Below are 19644 nucleotides of genomic sequence, written 5' to 3' on the forward strand. Positions count from 1 at the left end.
CGCAGCCGGTCGTCGCACCGCTCGCGCCGGTGTTGGGAGACGCAGGCGGTAGTCGGCCACCGGAGGTCACCGCCGGGATTCGACGGCATCAGCTCTCACGTGACGGATACGCGGGTGTCATGAGCTGGTGGCAGGGCCGTACCATATGCGCCGGCCTGTGAGACGCCGGAGCGCACCGGCTACTCGCAGCACCCGTCCACGTGCAGAGTGGAGGGCACACCATGAGAGAAACCGCAGACACCATCACGATCCTGACCGAACAACACCGGGAGCTGCAAGGGGAGTTGGAGCAAGTACAGTCGCTGCCCACCGGAGATCCCCGGCGCCGGAGCGGCCTGAAGGGCGCCGCCGTCGCTCTGGTGTGCCACTCCACGGCCGTGCGGCTCCTGTACGGGATCACGCGTTGGCGGGTGCCAGGCGGCGACCGACCTGCCCGGCCGGGTGTCATGGATCTCGTGCGCGCCGAGGAGACCATGAAAGACCTGGAATTCACCGACGACGACAGCGGTGAATTCGACCCTCTCCTCCGGCGGTTGATCATCAGGGTGCGCCGCCACATCGACCAGGCGGAGACGATCGTGTATCCACGACTTCACCAGGAACTCCCACCCGATCTGCGGGAAGACCTGGCATACGAGCTGCGCCGGATCGAAGCCGATGCCACCGCCGTCCGGGAGATGGTGGAGCGCTGGGCCCGCCGGGACGTGATCGACCGCGTACGGGTGATCCTGGCCGAGCGCTACGCGGATCGACGGGCAGGCATCGGTGAGCCCGCAGGGCTCGTTGATATCTCGGCCGACGAACGGGAGTGGTCGGGCATCTAGAAACCCTCTCGGTTTGATCGACGCCCTTCGGGAAACTCCTCCCGGGGCCGCTGCAGCCGCCCGGCCGGATCCACCGTCCACCCGGAGAGACCTCATGCGCATCGGGATCATCGGAGCCGGTCGGATCGGCTCCACTCTCGCCCGGCACTTCGCAGGCATCGGCCACGAGGTGGCCATCGCCAACTCGCGCGGGCCGGAGACCCTGCAGGATCTGTCCGCCCAGATCGACGGATCGGCCAGGCCGGTCCACGCCGCGGAGGCCGCCCGGTTCGGTCAACTCGCGGTCGTATCGATCCCTTACGGGCGGATCGACGAACTGCCGGCCGCGGAACTGCGCGACAAGGTCGTCATCGACACCTGCAACTACTACCCGGACCGTGACGGCCACGACCCCGAGCTCGACGAGGACAGGACCACCTCCAGCGAGAAGCTGCGTGCCGCCACCGGCGCCAACGTCGTCAAGGCTTTCAACGCCATGTACTGGGAGAACCTGCGCGACCGTGGACGGCCCAAGGGCCATGCGGAACGGCTGGCGATCCCCTTGTCGGGCGACGACGAGGAGGCCAAGGCGGTGGTCTCGGGCCTGATCCGCGACATCGGATTCGACCCGGTGGACGCGGGCCGCCTCGGCGGAGGCGGGCGCAAGCACCAGCCCGGCAGCGCCGTCTACACAGCCGAACTGTCGGCCGCGCAGATGAACGCCTTGCTGCACGGGTGACGGGCTTCACGCCACCCTTCGCCCTGCTTGCCATTGGCGTACGCGGGGCTGAGTCGGTCCGCGACGGGCGGGCGGCTCGCCCTCAGGTGTCCTGGTGGTCGCCAGTGGCGGATACCCCGGATGCCCCGGATGCCCCGGGTTCCCTGAACTGCTGTGCGAGAGGACCGCTGCCGTCCGCGTCTCCGTGGTGAACGCCTCTGCGGCGGCGCCGTCCTCGACTGCGTGACGGGCCCCCGTCTCCAGGACCTGTCGGCCGATCGGGCAAGTTTCTTGTCGTACTGGCGACAGGCGGGTCAGCGGCCGGGTGGTGCGGCGGAGGCCGGTGTGCGAATGGTGCGATGACGGCAAGCATTGACATGTTCACAAAGCGTCCCTATGGTCCAGGCCAATACCTTCCAACACCCGGAACCGTGTTCCCATTTGTGAATGGAAGAGGTCATCGGATGGCGCGATCCAGAACCGCCCTGCTCAGTGTTCTCGCTCTGCTGGCGGGCCTGCTGAGCCTCCAGCTCACGGGCCCGGCCCCCCGGGCAACAGCAGCACCAGCCACCTTCACCCACCCCGGCGTGCTGGTGAGCCGGGCCCAGCTCGACCACGCCCGGTCGAAGGTGCAAGCCGGCCAGCAGCCCTGGAAAGCCGCATACGACGCCATGATGGCCAGCTCCTACGCCTCACTGTCACGCACCGCAAAACCGCGGGCCATCGTGGAGTGCGGCTCCTCCTCCAACCCCAACAACGGCTGCACCGACGAACGCCAGGACGCCATCGCCGCCTACACCAACGCGCTCGCCTGGTACTTCACCCGCGACAGCAGATACGCCATGAAATCCATCGAGATCATGGACGCCTGGTCCGCGGCCATCACCGACCACACCAACAGCAACGCCCCGCTGCAGACAGGCTGGGCCGGATCCACCTGGCCACGCGCCGCCGAGATCATCAAGTACACCTACGACGGCGGCTGGCCCAACACAGGCCGCTTCGCGACCATGCTGCGCAACGTATACCTCCCCGAAGTGATCAACGGCGCGGCGACCAAGAACGGCAACTGGGAACTGGTCATGACCGAGGCCGCGATCGGCATCTCGGTCTTCATCGAGGACCGCGCCAGCTACGACAAGGCGGTCAGCACCTACCTCGCCCGCGTCCCGGCGTACGTCTACCAGACCAGTGACGGCAACCTGCCCAAGCCACCCGCCAACAGCAGCATCGACACCAGCGCCGAAATCATCAAATACTGGCAGGGCCAGAGCACCTTCACCAACGGCCTCTCCCAGGAAACCTGCCGCGACTTCGGGCACACCGGCTGGGGCATCGCCTCCATTGCCGACATCGCGGAGACCAGCCGCATCCAGGGCCAGGACCTCTACCCCAAGATCCAGGACCGACTGCGCCACACGCTGGGCTTCCACACCTCCTACGAGAACGGCACCGCCGTACCCTCCTCGCTGTGCGACGGCTCGATCAAGACGGGCCTCGGCCGGGTCACCGAGGTCGGCTTCAACGCCCTCCACAACCGCCTTGGCATCAGCATGTCCAACACCCAGAAATACACCGAAGCACACCGTCCATCCGGCACAGACAACTACTTCAACGCCTGGACAACCCTCACCCACGCCAACAACCCCAACTGACCATCCCGGGCCGCCGCGCACAGTCGGCCAACCAACAGACAAAGCCCTGCGGGACGGCAAGGAACTCGGCTCTTCCAAAACTTCGGCGGCGGCCGGCTCTCCGTCCAGCAGCAGGACAGTTGATGATGAAGTGGCGGGAGGAGAAGCAGCCGAACCCGACGGTGGCAAGCCCGCGGTGACGGACTTCGAGGAACCGGGCGGAGCCGCCGGTGAACCGGGTCGGGGAGGAACATCTGATGCCGCAGGCCGCCCTCGTCCTGGTCGAACTGCGAGAGCTCGGGCCCGGGCAGGGTCCGGATCGCGCGGCGGACCCGCTCGGTGACTGCGTATCCGACCCGAGCCGGCGAAGGGGCAACCGCCGGCGAGTTGCCCGTCTGACCTGCATGAATACTGAAGTTGGTTCGGTCAGCGCACCTTCGATCCCCCTCGCGCTCGCAGGGTCGCCACAGCCGGACCCGACCACCGCCGCACCGCATCACGCGGTCAGGCGTAGTCCTGTTCCGCCTCGCCGAAACGGGCCAGGGCCAGGGCGCCTACGATCGCGACCGCGAACCCGGCGACGGCCACCGGCGCAAGACCATGCCGGGTGTCGTCGCCGAGCCAGATGACACCGAACATCGCGGGCCAGACGGTTTCGCCGATGACCATGGCCCCGGTGGCCGCGGTGACCGAGCCGGCCTGGACGGCTTCGATCAGCATCAGGTAGCCGGCGATCCCGGAGAGAATCACGGCGTACACCGCCGGCTCGGCGAGGACCCCCGGCACAGTGAACTCCGGCAGCAGCCTCGCGGCCACGGCGACCAGTCCGAAGCTCAGGCCCGCCAGGCCACCCAGGACCGCCGCCCGGTTCCGCCGGATCCGTGCGCGCGCACCCACCGCCCAGCCGACGAGAGCCAGTCCCACCGAACCGCCGAGTACCGCCCAGCTCAGCGTCGCGTCGCCGTCGCCGCTGCCCTCACGCCCGGCGGCGACCACCAGCAGCGCGAGACCCAAGCAGACCGCGACGACGGCGCCCCACTCCGCCCGCCGCAGCCGGATGTGCAGGACGCGCGAGGCGACGATGGCGGTGACCGCGAGCGAGGAGGCGACCGCTGCCTCGACCAGGAAGAGCGGAACCGAACGCAGCGCGACCAGTTCGGCGAGGAATCCCAGCGTGTCCACTGCGACCCCGGCGATGAATGGCCACCGGCACATGGCCCGTACCGGACTTCCCGGACCCATGCGTGCCCCCATCGCCTGCAGTACGGTCGCCGTGCCCATGCAGACGGACGCGCAGAACGCCAGCAGCAGACCGAGTCCCATACCGGGCACCGTAGAGGGCTGACGCCATGTCAGGCTGGGGTGGAAGGGCGTGTCCGAAGACAGCCGGCGAGGATCGGCATTCTCCTCACTCCGATGGCGGTCGCCCTGAGAGCCGGACGGGTCCCCAGCAGACCGCGTGGCGACACGTGCGGTCAGGTCGTGCGACAAACGGTGGCATGTCCGTGTCACCGTTGGTTTGTGTCAGTTGGGACTTGCCGCCGAGGCGGTGTCCGAATGCCAAACTGAATGTGAAGGTGCAGTCAGGGCGAGAGTAAGCCTCCTTCGGTGGCTCGCTGCCCAAGTTGGAATCTGCTCTGAGCATCCAGTCGAGCGGAGATATCAGTGATCATGCGGCGTTCAGTGCGGAGTGATATGCCAAGTTTGCGAGCCGCACCTCCGTCGGTCATTCCGTGGGAGAGAAGTCGCAGCAATTCTTTTTCCTGCGGTGATATGCAGCCCACCACGGTGCGTGACTTCATCCCAGTAAGGGGGGTAGCCGATTCCCATACAAGGCTGAAGAAATCGCAGAGCGCTGAGACTACACCTGGCTGCTCGACAAGGATCGCGCCCTGTGAACTGTCGTCTGGGTTGATGGGTACTAATGCAAACCGGCGGTCGAGTATTTGGAGTCGCAGAGGGAGCGTGGGAGTCGTGCGGGTTTCTCCGCCTTTTTCCGAGAGCCAAAGAGCATGCTCGAGACTTCCTGGATCGTTACGCACGCTGTCGAGGTATATCGTCTTCATGACAACGGCGCGCGCGAGGAGCGAATCGGCGAGCGGTCGACTGGCCGCTCGGTTCTCAGCTGTCTGCGGGCCGCCGGGCGCGAATGCGAGGGTTTCTTGTTCTGTGGCTGCGACCAGCTCATCCATACGTATCCGGACAGCCTCGACGCTGGTGAGCAACTCGAATCCCTGGCCCCGACCGTATGAGTACTCCGATGTGCAGTCACTCGCCAAGCGGGCGGCTGCGGCACGGATCTCTTCGATCTCTTGTTGTCTGCGCACAAGTTCAGCCTGTCGCTCCGCCAGAATTACCTGAAGTGCAACTTCCGGGTTCACGGGCAGCAGCAACTCAGGGTCTTGCCAGGAGCTCCTGACCAGGGCCAAGTCGGCAAGGGCATCGAGCGACTCGCGGACCTCGGCCTCCTGAAGATTGAGGGCTCCGGCGATTTCGGAAACCGAGATCCCTGGTTGTTGAATCAGCGTCCGGTAAACCGAATCAGCTGTCATGTCCAGGCCCAATGAGTCGAGCATTTCCCTCCCCAGAGCGGTGCCGCCGATATTACAAGCTGTACCAACCATGGATTATCAATGCAGGCCCCTCATTCCGCAAGACCGGGCTTGCCCGAATGAACCCTTTTGTCATTAAGGTGCCCTATGTACATGGTTCACGTCGTGGCGAGCTGCGCCGAGGGGCGGTCGATCGCCGACCCGGATCTGCTGGCTGCGGCATTTCGACGGGCTGACGAGAGGTGTGGCAGGCTCGAGCACGTCCGCATTCACGTATCCGGAGCGGGCGCGCGCGGCGTGCTTTTCCTCAGCGGAATGGCACCCGAAGCGGCTCAGCAATATTGCCGGGAGCTGTTCGAGCAAGCCGTCATGGGACATCCCGAGTTGACTGGCTGGTCTTTGTCCCATTGCGCCATGCTGCCAGTTACCTGAAGGTCCGCGTGCTGACCCTCGTCGAGACCGGCTCCCGCGCCGATCGGCGCGGCCATCGGACGTGGCCCCGGACCTCTTCGAACTCCTGGAGGAGGACATGGTGCTGCTTGCGGACCGGGGGCGCTGTCACGCTGCCCCTGGTCGCCGATCCACCCGCCGGCCCCTACGTCTCGGCGTGAACGTGAACGTCCGCACCCTCGAACTCACAGCGTGATCAACTTACGCTTCGCGGCACGGCATGGATGTGCCACGGACTATATATGCGCAGGGAATCGCTGGTGCCCACCGGTTCACCCGGAAAGAATTGGACCACCAACTTCCGAACTACCCTAGAAAGCAGGGATGCTTGTGTGCATCAAAGATGGTCTGCGTTTCCTGGCGGCAGCGGTTCTCGGCTCGGTCGTATTCCTCTCAGTTGCCGCGCAGCACAGCGGCTCGGTGGGCTACCGGGCAGACGGACCGGCCCCGGTGAAGCTGATGAAGGACGTTGGCTGGCAGTAGGGCCCAACCCTCCCAACCACAGAGGCCAGACGGCGGCGGAACATCAGCCGGCCCAGCGTCCGCTCCACCGCCCACCTGCGCGGAAACGGTGTACCCCCCTGCGCGGACGCGGATTGTGCGTCGATGCTCTCTGCATCGATGACGCAGACCGACGGTTCGGTGCCGTGACCCTTGCACTGGCGTAACAGACGTCGCAGCAGGCCGGTCGGGCGGGCGGGCGCCCGATGTCCAGGGGGTCGGCCCAACGCGGCAGTGCCGCGGCCTCGTCCGCACGGCACCGCGCGTTTCCGTACATCAACGGAATCCAGCACCTGGGCTATGCGGTCGGGTCGATACTTCCGACGTCCTCAACGTCTGGGCCACCGGCGAGCATGGGACCCGATTCTGACCGACTGGTGCCATGACACGTAGCTGCCAGGAAGGTGCCCCTCGAAGCGCACCGAATTGAATTAATAATCGCAGTGCACGCGAAAACACTTCCTCCTGAGCATTCTGTGTTCATGAAAGAGGTATGCGTATGACTAACTCCTGGTTGGCTGGCCGCCAACAACCGGTCAGGTCCGGAGAAGTCTGTGGGGTGGCGGAGTGAGCGGAACTCGTACGGCCGCGCCTCCCACCGCAGTCCGTCGACCGCCGCTCGCGGAGACAGTAGTCACGGCCGACCATCCCGATATCCTCCCGGCTGAACTGACGGCAGCCGCGAGGAGAATGTCGCTGCAACTGCCCGAGGACCTGCCACTGGACACATGGTGTCGGATCGGGGACCGAATTCTGTCTGTATCGGACTCGTCCGCCTGGTGGATCGGCGACTGGCTCGTCTTCGGCCAGGAGAAGTACCGGGACCGGTACAAGCATGCGATGAAGGAAACCTCGCTCGACTACCAAACGCTGCGCAATTACGCCTGGGTGGCAAGAAAATTCCTGCCGTCCCGCCGGCGAGACGATCTGACCTTCCAGCACCACATGGAAGTCGCTGCTTTGACGGAGGATGAGCAGGACCATTGGCTCAATTTCGCGTACCGACTCAAGTGGTCGAGGAATGAACTGCGCAAGCAGATCAAGGCCAGCACGGCACCCGATGAAATCCTGGAGCAGACCCCAGATGTCCAGTTGCACCTGAAATTCGACAGGCGCCGGTTCAAACGCTGGGAAGAGGCTGCACGTGAAAGCAGCCAGGGTCTGGCCGACTGGATGTCGTCCGTGCTCGATGCTGCGACGCGGGACGACATTTCTCGGTAATCGCATTCCATGGCTGCCATAGCAGTGATGCGTGATCATCAAGCGACATGAATGGCGGAACAATGTTGGAAACCGTACGTGGCACATCCGGTCCGCTGGGCGCAGAGTCCCTGGAGTTGCGGGACACAGAGCTGATCGAGACCTGGCAGGAGTTCCAGCTGTCGGCGATGCCGGAGCTCATCAGCGCCATGCACCTCTGCCATGCCATCCACGCCCTGGCCGATTCCGGCCTGCTGGAACGTCTCAGGGGTGGCCGACAAACCCCGGGAGCAAGTCTCCTTGACGGCATGAACCAGCGGATCGCTTCGAACGTCCTGCGGTACCTGGTCCTTCGCGGAGTGCTGGAGGAGTGGCAGGGCTCCCATTCCCTGACCCGGCGTGGCGAGATGCTGACCTCCGAGATATCGCTTGCCCGGCTGGGCTTCTATGTAGAGGCGTACGGGCCGGTTGTCCACCGGACCAGTGATCTGATCACCGGGCGGGCCGTCTACGGCAAGGATGTCCAGCGAAGCAACGGCCCCCTGAGCCGCCACTGCGGCACCGTGTTCGCCAAGTACTACACGCCGATCATCCTGGAGGCCATGCGGGACCGTGGCGCGAAGCGCATCCTGGACCTCGGCTGCGGTGCGGGGCAGCTGCTCGTCGATGCCTGCCTCAACAACTCTGAGATCACCGGGGTGGGCTTGGACATAGCACCCGCCGCCGTGGAGGTCGCCCGTGAACTCGCTCGCAGCCATGGCCTGGAGGATCGGCTCGAGTTCGTCGTCGCCGATGCCTTCGATCCCCGGACATGGCCCGAGGTCTGCTCCGGGGCGGACGTCATCAGCGGTATCGGTGTCTTGCACGAGCAGTTCCGGGACGGCGACCAAGCCGTGGTGAAAATCCTGGATGCCTACGCCGACGTCCTCACGGGCGAGAAGATGCTGCTGATCGGGGAGCCGGAGCCGTTCTACGACGACCGCGAGAACGACTCGGACTTCTTCCTCATGCACGTGCTCACCGATCAGGGATTCCCGGTGGACAGAGAGGAATGGTCCAGCATCTTCGAGCGGACGCGGCTGACCTGCCGCCGTATCCTCACGCGTGCCACGGCGGGACCACGTATGTGCTTCTACGACCTCGTACCGAAGAGCTGAATCGTGCGCACTGTGGCCGTGGTCGGTACCGGGTGATCGGTACATCCGTCGGTTTGGCGCCGCGGGCGCGCGGGGTCACCACGTATCTGGCGGACCGGGAGGCACAGGTGTTCGCGGACTACGGCTGTAGGACTGGTTCGTCCCGGACGACGCAACGCCGTTGGCCCGGGTCCCGGACGGCGTGAGGAGCCCTATAGGGGCGTGAAGCCCGAAAAGCCGAGGAGGCGGCCGTGATCCAGGACCGGATCGCGGCCGATCTCCGTCGTGCCCGCCGGCCGCCCCGGCCGCGACTCAGCAAGCCGTTCAGCGGCTCGCCCACAGGACGTTGAGAGGTACCTGGATCTCGTTCCACTCGACCAGCAGCGCCCGGCGCTCGTCCGGAGAAAGGATCTCCGCCGCGCTGACGGGCAGATCCGGGCCGGCGGCGACGGCGCGGACCAGCCGGTCAAGCCGGCCCGCGATCGACTGGGCCGTACCGCGGTCGAACAGATCGCTTGAGTAATGCAGCGCCCCGATCATGCCAGCGGCTTCGCCGGCGGCGGTTGTCTCCTCCGCGAAGGTCAGCGCCAGGTCGAATTTGGCGGCTCCGGTGTCAATCTCTGTCACGGAGACGTCGAGTCCCGGCATGTCCATTTCGAGAGAGCCGGCGTTCTGATAGGCGAGCATGACTTGGAACAACGGGTGATTGCCGAGCGAGCGAGTGGGCTTGAGCTCCTCGACGAGCAGATCGAACGGTACCTCCTGGTGGGTGTGAGCCAGAAGGTTCTTCTCCCGGACCCGCAGCACCAGTTCCCTGAAGGTCGGGTTCCCGGAGGTATCGGTACGCAGCACCAGCGTGTTGGTGAAGAAGCCGACCAAGTCGTCGAGTGCCTCGTCCATCCGGTTGGCGAAGGCCGCGCCCAGTGGAACGTCATGCCCTGATCCCAGCCGCGTCAGCAGAGCGGCCACCGCAGCCTGCACCTGCATGAAAACGGTCGTGCCGGTGTCTTTGGCCAGCGCGACGAGGCGGGCCTGCGTCTCCTCGTCCCAGCCGAAGGGGACACGCCCCCCTCGGCCCGACATGGCTGACGGCCGCGGCCGGTCCGTCGGGAGCTCCAGCAGCTCCGGAGCCCCCGCCAGCTCTTCGCGCCAGTAGCCGACATGAGCGGACATCTCGCTGTCCGGATCGTGCCGGTCGCCGAGCACGTCCCGCTCCCACACGGCGTAGTCGGCGTACTGGACCGGGAGCGGCTCCCACCGCGGCGCGCGGCCGGCGTGGCGGGCGGTGTACGCCTCGGACAGGTCCCTGGTGAGCGGGGTGACGGACCAGTCGTCGGTGGCGATGTGGTGGACCAGCAGCAACAGGAGGTGTTCGCGCGGCCCGCGCCTCAGCAGGGTCGCCCTGAAAGGTGGTTCCGCACACAGCTCGAAAGCGTGGGCCATCTCCTCCCGAAGGGCCGACCCCGTCTCCTCCGGGGTGACATCACGCAGCCGTAGCTCGGGGCGGGCCTCGTCGCGGCCGAGGATTCGTTGGTGCGGCTCGCCGTCCGACTCGGGGAAGACGGTGCGCAGGCTCTCATGGCGTCCGGTGACGTCCGCGAGCGCCGAGGCCAGTGCCGCCCGGTCGAGGTTGCCGGAGAGCCGGAGCGTCAATGGAACGTTGTAGGTGGGCTGCGGTCCGTCCAACTGGTAAAGGAACCACAACCGCCGTTGTGCGAAGGACAGGGGAGTCACAGCGTTTCCCGCTTCTGTGTGCGCGGCCGTATCGACGGCCGGGACTTGCGTGCGCCGGTCAGCTGCTCGGCGAGCGCGCCGAGCGTACGAGCCTCGAATACCGCCCGGATCGGCAGTTCCACCCCGAAGGCCGTACGGACCTTGCTGATCAGCCGGACAGCGAGCAGAGAGTGCCCACCCAGCTCGAAGAAGTTGTCCTCGACACCGGCGTGGTCCAGGCCCAGCACCTCGGCGACGAGTCGGCTCATCCGCTCTTCCTGCGGGGTACACGGAGCCAGGAGGCCACTCGTAGCGGCGACGGGAGCCGCCAGCCGCTTCCGGTCAAGCTTGCCGTTGACGGTGAACGGCAGGCTGTCCAGCACGACGAACGACGACGGCACCATGTAGTCGGGAAGCCGGTCGGACAGATGGCGGCGCAACATGCCCGGCAGCTCCCCGGGTCGGGCGTGCCGGTCGTCCCGGGGTACGACATACGCGACGATCCGCCGGTCGCCGGGCCGGTCCTCACGTACGATCGCGGCCGACCGGGCGACGGAAGGATGCCCGCCGAGCACAGCCTCGATCTCGCCGGGTTCGACGCGGAAACCGCGGATCTTGATCTGTTCATCGGCCCGGCCCATGAACTCCAGATGTCCGGTCGGGGTCCACCGGCCCAGGTCCCCTGTGCGGTACATCCGCTCGCCGGCGTGGCCGAAAGGGTCGGCGACGAAGCGTGACGCGGTAAGCCCCGCACGTCCCAGATACCCACGTGCGACGCCCGTGCCCGCCAAGAAGATCTCGCCGGTGACCCCGGGCGGCACCGGATTCAGCCACGGGTCGAGAATGTACGCGGCCTCGTTGAGGTCCGGCCGTCCGATCAGGACCCGGCCGTCGGGCCCCGCCATGGCACAGGGCCACCTGACAGAGTCGACGGTCGTCTCGGTGGTGCCGTAGGCGATGAACATCCGCCGTCCACGCGACCACTGACGGACCAGGGCGGGAGAGCAGCGCTCTCCCCCTGTGATGATGGCCGTCGATACCGGGACATCGTCGGCAGACAGCGTTTCCAGCACCCCGACCGGCAGATCCGCGTGCGTAAGCCGCTGCTCGGCGAGAAAGCCGGCGAGGGCCGGGCCGAGCCTGCGCTCCGCAGGGATCATCACCATCGTGCCGCCGCACAGCACGGACATGGCCATTTCGCTGAGGATGACGTCAAAACCCGGGGAGACGAACTGGGAGGTCCTGCTGCCGGGTCCGGTGCCGAAGACTCCGGACACCGACGCGACCAGTCCCGGCAAGTTCCGGTGAGGGACCACAACGCCCTTGGGACGGCCGGTCGAGCCCGAGGTGTAGATGATGTAGGCGGCATGCGACGGCAGCAGCGGGCTCAGCCGGTCGTCGTCGGTGAGCCGGCGCGGGGACAGGCCCGCCAATTCACGGACGGTGGCCCGGTCGTCCACGAGCACTGAGGGTGTACCCGCGGAGACGGCCGCGCCGGTGCCAGTATCGGTCACAGCGAGGACCGGAGCCGCGTCCAAGAGCGTCAGAGCGATGCGCTCGGCCGGGTGGTCCGGATCGATGGGCAGATAGACGCCTCCCGCCTTGGCGACAGCGAGCAGGGCGACCAGCCATTGCGCGGACCGCGGGAGGGCCACCGCCACCGCCCGCTCGGGGCCGGCACCGCGGGCCACCAGCAGCCGTGCGAGCCGGTTGGCCTGGGCTTCGAGTTCGCCGTAGGTCAGTTCCCCGGTCTCCGAGACCAGCGCGACCGCTTGCGGAGACCGGTAGGCCTGGGTCTCGAAGAGATCCGCCAACGTTGCCTCCGGCAACTCTCGGCCGGTGTCGTTCCAGCCGGTCAGGACACGATGCCGTTCCTCATCGGAAAGGATGGCGACCGAGCCGATCGGCTGGTCGGGGTCGGTGGTGACCGCTTCGAGGAAGCGTACGAACCTGTCGGCGAGGCCGACCGCGGTCTCCCGGTCGAACAGGTCGGAGCTGTACTCCACAGAGCCGGTCAGGCCGTCGCCCGCACTGTCGTACAAGTCGATGGCGAGGTCGAACTTCGCCGTTCCCGTAGTGAGGGTGACCGGCCGGATGCCGAGGCTGGGCACGTCATCCGCGCCGGGCAGCGCTTCATTATGGCTGAGCATGACCTGGAAGAACGGGTTCCGCGAGAGCGAGCGCGCCGGATTCAGTTCCTCGACCAGCCGCTCGAACGGCACGTCCTGGTGTGCGTACGCGGCGAGGTCGGTATCCCGCACCCGGGTTGCCAGTTCACGCATGGTGGGGTCGCCGGACGTGTCGGCGCGCAGCACCAGGGTGTTGACGAAGTAGCCGACCAGGCCGTCCAACCGGGCGTCGGGGCGGCCGCCCACGGCGGTGCCGACCAGGATGTCCGTGCCCGCGCCGAGCCGGGTCAGCAGGGCGGCGAGCGCCGCGTGCAGCACCATGAACGGAGTGGCGCCCGTACTGCGGGCGAGCTTCCGCGTTCGGGCATACAGTTCCGCTTCAATCGTGAATCCGACCGTGCCGCCCAGGTGCGACGGGACAGCGGGCCGTGGACGGTCGACCGGCAGGTCCATCATTTCCGGTGTGCCGGCCAGCGCCCCGCGCCAGTAGTCGATCTGACGGGAGCCCAGGCTCGACGGGTCGGCCGCCGCGCCGAGCCTGTCGCGCTGCCACGCGGCGTAGTCGGCGTATCGCACCGGCAGCGGCTCCCAGCCAGGCGCCTCGCCGCCATGACGGGCTGTGTAGGAACGCAGCAGATCCCGCATCAGCGGTGTCATGGACAGACCGTCGGTAGCCAGGTGGTGCATCACCACCAGCAGCAGGTGTTCCGTGGGCCCGGCGGAGATCAGGATGAACCGGGACGGCGCGACCGCACTCAGCGTGAAGGGACGGCGGACAGCCTCCGCGGCAGCCGCCTCCAGCCCGTCCGGTACCGAGGTGACCACCTCCAGTCCGGGATGCCGGCTGACCGGGAGGACCAATTGGTACGGCTGGCCCTCATGATCAGGAAAGCTGGTCCGCATGGTTTCGTGACGTTCCACGACGTCCCGGACCGCTTGGCGCAGCGCGGGCAGGTTCAGCGTCCCCGACATCCGCAGCGCCAACGAGGAGTTGTAGGTCGCGCTCCGTCCGTTCAACTGATCCAGGAACCAGAGGGGGCGCTGTCCGGCGGACAGCGGTGCCCGCGCCGATCGCTCCACCCCAGCCGTGAGGTCCGGCACGACCTCGGCCGGCCCGGCCCCGTCGAGCAGGGCGGACAGCGCCTCGACGGTACGCCCTCGGAAGAGATCGGCGGGCGTCGCCGCCACGCCGAGAACCGCGCGTACCCGGCCGATGAGCCGCATGGCCAGCAGGGAGTGCCCACCGAGTGCGAAGAAGTCCTGATCGATGCCGACCGCGGGAATCCCCAGCTGCTCCGCGAACAAGCCGCACAGGACCTCCTCCCGGGGCGAGCGCGGTGCGGCTCCGGCCGACACCGGGGCCGGATCCGGGACGGGCAGACGGCCGGTGTCCACCTTGCCGTTGGGGGTCAGCGGAATGCGGTGCAGGGATACGATCGCGAACGGCATCATGTACTCGGGCAGCCACTTGGCCGCGTGCACGCGCAGCGCTCCGGCGTCGACGGGCTCGCCGGGCTCGCCGGATCGCGCGGGAACGACATAGGCGACGATCCGCTTGTCCCCCGGCCGGTCCTCGCGCACGATCACCTTGGCCTGGCCGACACTCGCGTGTTCGGTGACGACCTGCTCGATTTCACCCAGCTCGATGCGGTAGCCGCGCACCTTGACCTGGTGGTCCGCCCGTCCGAGGAACTCCAGCAGGCCGTCCTTCGTCCACTTGCCGATGTCTCCCGTGCGGTACATGCGGGAGCCCGCCGCCCCGAACGGGTCAGCGACGAAGCGCGTAGACGTCAGTCCGGCCTGGCGCGCGTAGCCACGGGCCAGGCCGGGGCCTGCCACATAGATTTCACCGTGAACTCCGGCCGGGACGGGACGCAGCCGGTCGTCCAACACGTACATGCTCACGTTGTCCATGGGCCGGCCCAACGGCAGTACGCCCGCCGGTATCCGCACACCGGGATCAATGTGGAACTCCGAGCAGTTGACGGTCGTCTCGGTCGCGCCGTACACGTTCAGGACCTTCACCCCCGGGTGACGGGCCCGCCATTCGTCAAGCACCTCGCCCTGCAGGGCCTCGCCGCCCAGCATGAGTTCTCCCGAGGGCGACAGGCTCTCCGGCAGCTCTGCCAGCAGGGGAAGAGCGCTCGGTGTGGCCTTGAGGAAATCGCATCCGCGGGGAGCCGCCGGGAACCGTGCTGTCTCGGTGTCGAGCGCGCCCACCCAGACGCGGCCGCCTACGGCCAGCGGCACGTACAACGAGGTGACGCTCAGGTCGAAGGAGACCGACGCATGCCACAACGAAATTCCGCCCACACTGCTGTAGGAGCGGGAAGTACAGCTCAAGTAGTGGGCGAGTGAGCGGTGTTCGATGATGACGCCCTTGGAGCGGCCGGTGGATCCGGACGTGTGGATGACATAGGCGGCGTTCGTCGGCCGCAGGGGCTCCCGGCGCTCGCCGTCCGAGAGTGTGGCATCGGAGAGGCCGGCCAGGGCAGTGGCCGTAGCGGGTTCGTCCAGCAGCACCACGGCGGTGTCCGGCCCCGCACCGCGGGTCGTGACCGGGGCCGCCACCCTGGTGGTGAGGACGCACACAGGCCGTGCGTCGGCGAGCATCGCGGCGATACGTTCGGCCGGGTAGTCGACGTCGACGGGGAGGTAGGCGGCGCCGGACTTGAGGACAGCCAGCAGTGCGACGACCAACTCGGCGGAGCGGGGCAGCGCCACCACGACCACCGCGTCGGGTGCGGCTCCGCGTGCGACGAGAAGGCGGGCGAGGCGGTTGGCACGGAAGTGGAGCCCGGCATAGGTGAGGTCTGCGTCCGGGGCGGTGACAGCGAGGGCGTCGGGCGTGCGCAGGGCCTGGGCCTCCAGGAGCGCGAGAGCGGTCCGCTCGGGCTCGGGGCGCGCTGTGTCATTCCAGTCCCGGAGCATGCGCAGTCGCTCACCTGGTTCCAGAATGTCGATGGAGCCGGCCGGCCGGTCGGGCGCGGCCGTTCCTGCGGTGAGGACACGCTCCAGGCGGCGGGCCAGGATTTCGGCGCTCGACTCGTCGAACATCGCTGCCGCAACGCTGAGTTGTCCGGTGAGGCCGGCGGCGGCCGCGTCGATGATGCGCACGTCCAGGTCCGGCGCGTACCCGGCTCCGTCGTGGTGCGGGCCTGCGGCACCGCAGCGCACCTGGGTCAGCGCGTGATACTGCCCGGAGCGGCCGGTTGGGGCCGTTTCCAGTACCTTGCCGAGGGGAAGCGCGTGCGAGCGTGCCGACCGTTCCTGCTCGCGCACCCTTCGTACCAGGTCCCGGAACGACGGGTCACCGCCGGTGTCCACGCGTAGCACCAGCACGTCGTCCCGCGCCGGACCCGTCACTGTTCCGATCGGGAGGTCTGTTCCCGCGCCCAGCCGGGTCAGCAGGACTCCAAGGGCCGCTTGAACCACGGTGAGTGCTGTGGCCTCTTCCTGTGCGGCGATGTCGTCCAGAGCCTTGAGGTGCTCCGGCCCGATGGCGAACGAGGCCGTAGCGCGTGGACCGCCGGGCTGGGCGGGCCGCGGGCGGTCCGTGGGCAGTTCCAGTAGTGCCGGGACGTCAGCGAGGCCGCGACGCCAGTAGGTCAGACGGTCCATTGCCGCTCCCCTTCAGAGATGTGACGCGCACGTCTGTGGCCAGAAGTGGCGAAGTAGTTGATGTCGCGCTTGATCGACGCGATGAATACGTCCCCTGCCCCGTCGCCCGTCATATCGAGGCGGGACCTGTTGAAGTCGGCGGAGGCACCCGAGAGGGGGATCCGGCCCGCGTCGAAGTAGCGGATGGCCCCGCCGCTGTCCCGCTTGGGAACGACCTGGGACAGCGCGTGAATGCTCGCGCTGAAGGGGATGTCGAGCTGTCCGCGGCGAAACGCGGTGTCGATGTCGTCCAGCAGGTTGCTCCCGCTCAGGACTGGTTCGACGATCTCGCTCACTTCGCGCTGGATCCAGTACTGCTCCTCCGCGACGCGTTCCTCGTCCAGCGTGACGAAGTCGAGAAATCCAGAGATGGCCATCCTCGAGGTCCTGACGCCGTTGACGTTCGCCGTCAGGTCGGGAATACCGTGGGCCTCTTGGCTGGTCTTGTTGATGATCTTCGCGGCCCCGCCGAGCCGTCCGGCCAGGGCGCCGTAGAGGATCAGCGCGTCGGCCGTCCCCGCGTCCGCGGGGAAGACCCCCATGAACTGGTGCAGGACCGGGAAGACCTCGACGTCGGCGGGCAGGTAGCGGGCCGCCAGCTCCGCAATCGACCGCAGCGCCGCGACGTCCTGGTGGATCTGCCCGCCTTGGGGATACGCCGGGGAAAGGCAGCGCACCCCCGAGGCGGCCGCCGCCATGGCCTCCAGCAGGGTGATCGCGAGGCTGATCGACGGAGGGACGAGAACCGCGGTCAGCGAGCCGAAGAACTCCCGGTCGACGATGACACCGGCTTGTGCCAGCTCGCCGCACATCTGGTCCACTCGCTGCCACGCGCGCAGCGACCGGGCCAGCGGCACATCCTTCGCATAGGGCAGGTTGTACGTGACCCCACCTCCTTCGAACGAGGTGATGCCCGACGCGACCGCTACCGCGAACAACTCGCGGGCGTCCGGCGAGCCGTGCCGCACCTCCAAGGGGGCCCGCACACTGTCGTTCAGCTCCCGGCCGCGCTCCCAGCCATGGGCGACCAGCGGGTAGCCGTTGAGGCGCCGTGGATCCTCGCGCAGCGTCATGGCGGCTGTGGCGAAATGCTTGAGCCGGGTGTGGGAGTCGATTGTGACGGTGAGTATGTCCGGTTCGGCTCCCTCTTCCAGGCCACGCAGCAGCGCGAGCATTTCCGCGTGTCCGCCGACCCCGCACCGGGGCTGGACGGCCGGCGTGCCACTGCGAACCGCCTCACGGAGGACGTCATGGACGGTTCTCTTCCGGCTCTGGGTGAGGTGGCGGACGATCTCCTGGCCGTCCGGGAGCCGGGCGGTGACCTCGGGATCCAGTTGGAGTGCGGCCAGGTCAAGCATGCAACCGCCCCGGGACGGGGGCAGCGAGGTGGGCCCTGATCGCGTCGAGCAGAGCGGTGAGGTCATCCGGGTCTTCGACAATGTGGTCGACTCCCAGGGCGCGCAACTCCCGTATATGTGTGTCGGTCTTCCGGCTGCCTACGGAGAGGTTGCCGCCCAGGACGACCGGCACCCGCAGCCGGCCGGACCGCCGCAGCGCGGGCAGCCGCCGCAGGTCCTCGTACGCGTGTCCGTTGAGGCTGCCGATGATCGCCGCCTCGGCGCCCGGGTACGCCTCCAGCGCCTCCGCGAACTCCTCCAGCGGTGTGCAGACGCCGAGGTTGATCACAACGAATCCGTCCAGCCGCAGACGCATGGCGATCAGATGGTTCGCGACGGCATGGGAGTCGCTGGCCGCGACTCCGAGGATGACCAGCCGCTCGTCACGGTGTTCCCTGTGCTGGGTCATGGGGTCCTCCGCGGGTGAGAGAAGGCCGGCGCGTCAGGGGTGAGCTCTCCGAGCCGACGGGCGATGGTGGAGCCGATCCGGGCCAGGGAGTCCGGCCGCATCATGTCCAGGTGGCCGCACGGGACGTGGTGCTCGTCGATCGCACCGGTCACGAAGGGGCGCCAGTCGGCCGCTTCCGGCGGATTGTCCCCCCGCTCCTCCGTCGCCGTCACGAACGTGAGGTCACCGGTGAACGTTCCGGGTACGAACTCACGCATGAGGCCAATGTTGTTGGTCATACAGCGGTGCACGGCCTCGGCCTCCTGCCGGTCGAGATCGACCGAAACCCCGGCCAGGCGGCGGAGCCGGGCAACCGGGCCGGAGTCCTCACCCGCGACGTCCCGTGCGAACCGGCCGGTGCTCGGGTGCCGTTCCACCGGGTAGCCGTCCAGGACGCACAGCAGGCCGACCGTTTCGCCCAGCCGCTGCAACTGGACGGCGACCTCATGGGCGACCAGGCCGCCGAAGGACCAGCCGGCCAGGTGGTAAGGCCCCTCGGGACGAACCGAACGGATGCTCTCGACGTACTGGGCCGCCATATCCGCGATGGTGAACAACAGTTGGCCGGCATCACCGAGCCCGGGATCCTGGAGGCCGTACACGGGGTGGTCCCGGCCGATATGCCGGGGCAGACCGGCGTAGCACCAGGCGGCCCCGGCCACCGGGTGGATGCAGAACAGGGGTGGCGCCGTGCCGGCGGTGCGCAGCGGAAACAGCGTCCCGAAGGCGCTGCTGCTGCCCACTTCGCCTTCCTCGCCGAGCACCATGGCCAGGCCGGCGGCGGTCGGCTGGTCGAACAGGCGGCGGATCGGCAGCGCGACCCCGAATACGGACTTGATCCGGCTGATCAGCCGCGGCGCGAGGAGCGAATGACCGCCGAGGTCGAAGAAGTTGTCATCGACACCAGCATGGGGTACGCCGAGTACTTCCGCGAACAGCTCGCACAGCACACCTTCATGCATGGTCCGGGGAGCGCGGCCACGCACGCCGGCCGGCTCCGGGAGTGGCAGTGCGTGGGGGTCGACTTTGCCGTTGGGGTTGAGGGGGAGGGTGTCGAGGGTGATGTAGGTGGTGGGGATCATGTAGTCGGGGAGGTGCTGGGCGAGGTGGAGGCGGAGGGTGGTGGGGTCGGGGGTGTGGGGTGGTGTGGGGACGATGTAGGCGATGAGTTGTTTGTGGTTTGTTTTGTCGGTGTGGGGGGTGACGAAGCTGTGGGTGATGGCGGGGTGTTGGTTGAGTGTGGTTTCGATTTCGCTGGGTTCGATGCGGAAGCCGCGGATTTTGATTTGGTTGTCGGCTCGGC

The 19644-nt window shown here is 67.4% G+C and carries 14 protein-coding genes; 7 read left to right on the top strand and 7 right to left on the bottom strand.

The genetic code is table 11. The features are described 5' to 3' along the window. Window positions 1-221: 221 nt before the first annotated feature. The 3 genes from ACIHCQ_RS21605 to ACIHCQ_RS21615 all read left to right on the top strand — a co-directional run bounded on the left by ACIHCQ_RS21605 (window position 222) and on the right by ACIHCQ_RS21615 (window position 3176). Entirely contained in the window at window positions 222-824 is a 603-nt protein-coding gene (locus tag ACIHCQ_RS21605) for a hemerythrin domain-containing protein (protein ID WP_399664457.1), read from the top strand. A 94-nt stretch (window positions 825-918) separates the two neighbouring features. After that, window positions 919-1542, top strand: coding sequence for an NADPH-dependent F420 reductase (locus ACIHCQ_RS21610; protein ID WP_399664460.1), 624 nt, complete (start codon window positions 919-921; stop codon window positions 1540-1542). A 443-nt stretch (window positions 1543-1985) separates the two neighbouring features. Beyond that, complete coding sequence (locus ACIHCQ_RS21615; protein WP_399664462.1) at window positions 1986-3176, top strand: alginate lyase family protein; 1191 nt, start codon at window positions 1986-1988, stop codon at window positions 3174-3176. Between the two features lie 483 nt (window positions 3177-3659). On the opposite strand, the gene ACIHCQ_RS21620 is transcribed toward ACIHCQ_RS21615, so the two are convergent. Next, complete coding sequence (locus ACIHCQ_RS21620; RefSeq protein WP_399664464.1) at window positions 3660-4478, bottom strand: hypothetical protein; 819 nt, start codon at window positions 4476-4478, stop codon at window positions 3660-3662. A gap of 260 nt (window positions 4479-4738) precedes the next feature. Then, window positions 4739-5731 (bottom strand): helix-turn-helix transcriptional regulator, encoded by a 993-nt coding sequence (locus ACIHCQ_RS21625; RefSeq protein ID WP_399664467.1) that lies wholly within the window; start codon window positions 5729-5731, stop codon window positions 4739-4741. 129 nt (window positions 5732-5860) lie between these two features. On the opposite strand from ACIHCQ_RS21625, the gene ACIHCQ_RS21630 reads away from it, so the two are divergent. The 4 genes from ACIHCQ_RS21630 (at window position 5861) to ACIHCQ_RS21645 (ending at window position 9015) form a co-directional block, all read left to right on the top strand. After that, window positions 5861-6139, top strand: coding sequence for a hypothetical protein (locus ACIHCQ_RS21630; RefSeq protein WP_399664470.1), 279 nt, complete (start codon window positions 5861-5863; stop codon window positions 6137-6139). A gap of 342 nt (window positions 6140-6481) precedes the next feature. Then, a complete protein-coding gene (locus ACIHCQ_RS21635) occupies window positions 6482-6640 on the top strand; it encodes a hypothetical protein (RefSeq protein ID WP_399664473.1) in 159 nt (52 codons plus the stop codon). Between the two features lie 708 nt (window positions 6641-7348). Further along, window positions 7349-7879, top strand: a complete 531-nt coding sequence (locus tag ACIHCQ_RS21640) for an LmbU family transcriptional regulator (RefSeq protein WP_399664476.1) — start codon at window positions 7349-7351, stop codon at window positions 7877-7879. A gap of 62 nt (window positions 7880-7941) precedes the next feature. Next, on the top strand, window positions 7942-9015 hold the full coding sequence (locus ACIHCQ_RS21645; protein WP_399664479.1) for an SAM-dependent methyltransferase: 1074 nt from the start codon (window positions 7942-7944) through the stop codon (window positions 9013-9015). Window positions 9016-9318: 303 nt separating this feature from the next. Here ACIHCQ_RS21645 and ACIHCQ_RS21650 read toward each other — a convergent pair whose 3' ends face one another. From ACIHCQ_RS21650 to ACIHCQ_RS21670, 5 genes are all read right to left on the bottom strand, one after another. Beyond that, on the bottom strand, window positions 9319-10728 hold the full coding sequence (locus tag ACIHCQ_RS21650; RefSeq protein WP_399664482.1) for a condensation domain-containing protein: 1410 nt from the start codon (window positions 10726-10728) through the stop codon (window positions 9319-9321). Beyond that, complete coding sequence (locus ACIHCQ_RS21655) at window positions 10725-16457, bottom strand: amino acid adenylation domain-containing protein (RefSeq protein WP_399664485.1); 5733 nt, start codon at window positions 16455-16457, stop codon at window positions 10725-10727. The genes ACIHCQ_RS21650 and ACIHCQ_RS21655 overlap by 4 nt, the downstream gene beginning before the upstream one ends. Next, window positions 16445-17854: a methylaspartate mutase gene (locus ACIHCQ_RS21660; RefSeq protein WP_399664488.1), complete on the bottom strand. Its 1410-nt coding sequence runs from the start codon at window positions 17852-17854 to the stop codon at window positions 16445-16447. Before ACIHCQ_RS21660 ends, ACIHCQ_RS21655 begins: the two co-directional genes overlap by 13 nt. Further along, window positions 17847-18302, bottom strand: coding sequence for a cobalamin-dependent protein (locus tag ACIHCQ_RS21665; RefSeq protein ID WP_399664491.1), 456 nt, complete (start codon window positions 18300-18302; stop codon window positions 17847-17849). Before ACIHCQ_RS21665 ends, ACIHCQ_RS21660 begins: the two co-directional genes overlap by 8 nt. Further along, a partial coding sequence (locus ACIHCQ_RS21670; RefSeq protein ID WP_399664494.1) for a thioesterase domain-containing protein occupies window positions 18299-19644 on the bottom strand: 1346 nt, incomplete at its 5' end. The genes ACIHCQ_RS21665 and ACIHCQ_RS21670, both read right to left, overlap by 4 nt.

This window comes from Streptomyces sp. NPDC052236, from assembly GCF_044548015.1.
Taxonomy (GTDB): domain Bacteria; phylum Actinomycetota; class Actinomycetes; order Streptomycetales; family Streptomycetaceae; genus Streptomyces.

Coding starts and splice junctions, on each gene's coding strand:
- ACIHCQ_RS21635 (WP_399664473.1), top strand. CDS start 6,482: ATGCTTGTGTGCATCAAAGATGGTCTGCGTTTCCTGGCGGCAGCGGTT.
- ACIHCQ_RS21660 (WP_399664488.1), bottom strand. CDS start 17,854: ATGCTTGACCTGGCCGCACTCCAACTGGATCCCGAGGTCACCGCCCGG.
- ACIHCQ_RS21630 (WP_399664470.1), top strand. CDS start 5,861: ATGGTTCACGTCGTGGCGAGCTGCGCCGAGGGGCGGTCGATCGCCGAC.
- ACIHCQ_RS21665 (WP_399664491.1), bottom strand. CDS start 18,302: ATGACCCAGCACAGGGAACACCGTGACGAGCGGCTGGTCATCCTCGGA.
- ACIHCQ_RS21610 (WP_399664460.1), top strand. CDS start 919: ATGCGCATCGGGATCATCGGAGCCGGTCGGATCGGCTCCACTCTCGCC.
- ACIHCQ_RS21640 (WP_399664476.1), top strand. CDS start 7,349: ATGTCGCTGCAACTGCCCGAGGACCTGCCACTGGACACATGGTGTCGG.
- ACIHCQ_RS21620 (WP_399664464.1), bottom strand. CDS start 4,478: ATGGGACTCGGTCTGCTGCTGGCGTTCTGCGCGTCCGTCTGCATGGGC.
- ACIHCQ_RS21605 (WP_399664457.1), top strand. CDS start 222: ATGAGAGAAACCGCAGACACCATCACGATCCTGACCGAACAACACCGG.
- ACIHCQ_RS21655 (WP_399664485.1), bottom strand. CDS start 16,457: ATGGACCGTCTGACCTACTGGCGTCGCGGCCTCGCTGACGTCCCGGCA.
- ACIHCQ_RS21615 (WP_399664462.1), top strand. CDS start 1,986: ATGGCGCGATCCAGAACCGCCCTGCTCAGTGTTCTCGCTCTGCTGGCG.
- ACIHCQ_RS21645 (WP_399664479.1), top strand. CDS start 7,942: ATGTTGGAAACCGTACGTGGCACATCCGGTCCGCTGGGCGCAGAGTCC.
- ACIHCQ_RS21625 (WP_399664467.1), bottom strand. CDS start 5,731: ATGCTCGACTCATTGGGCCTGGACATGACAGCTGATTCGGTTTACCGG.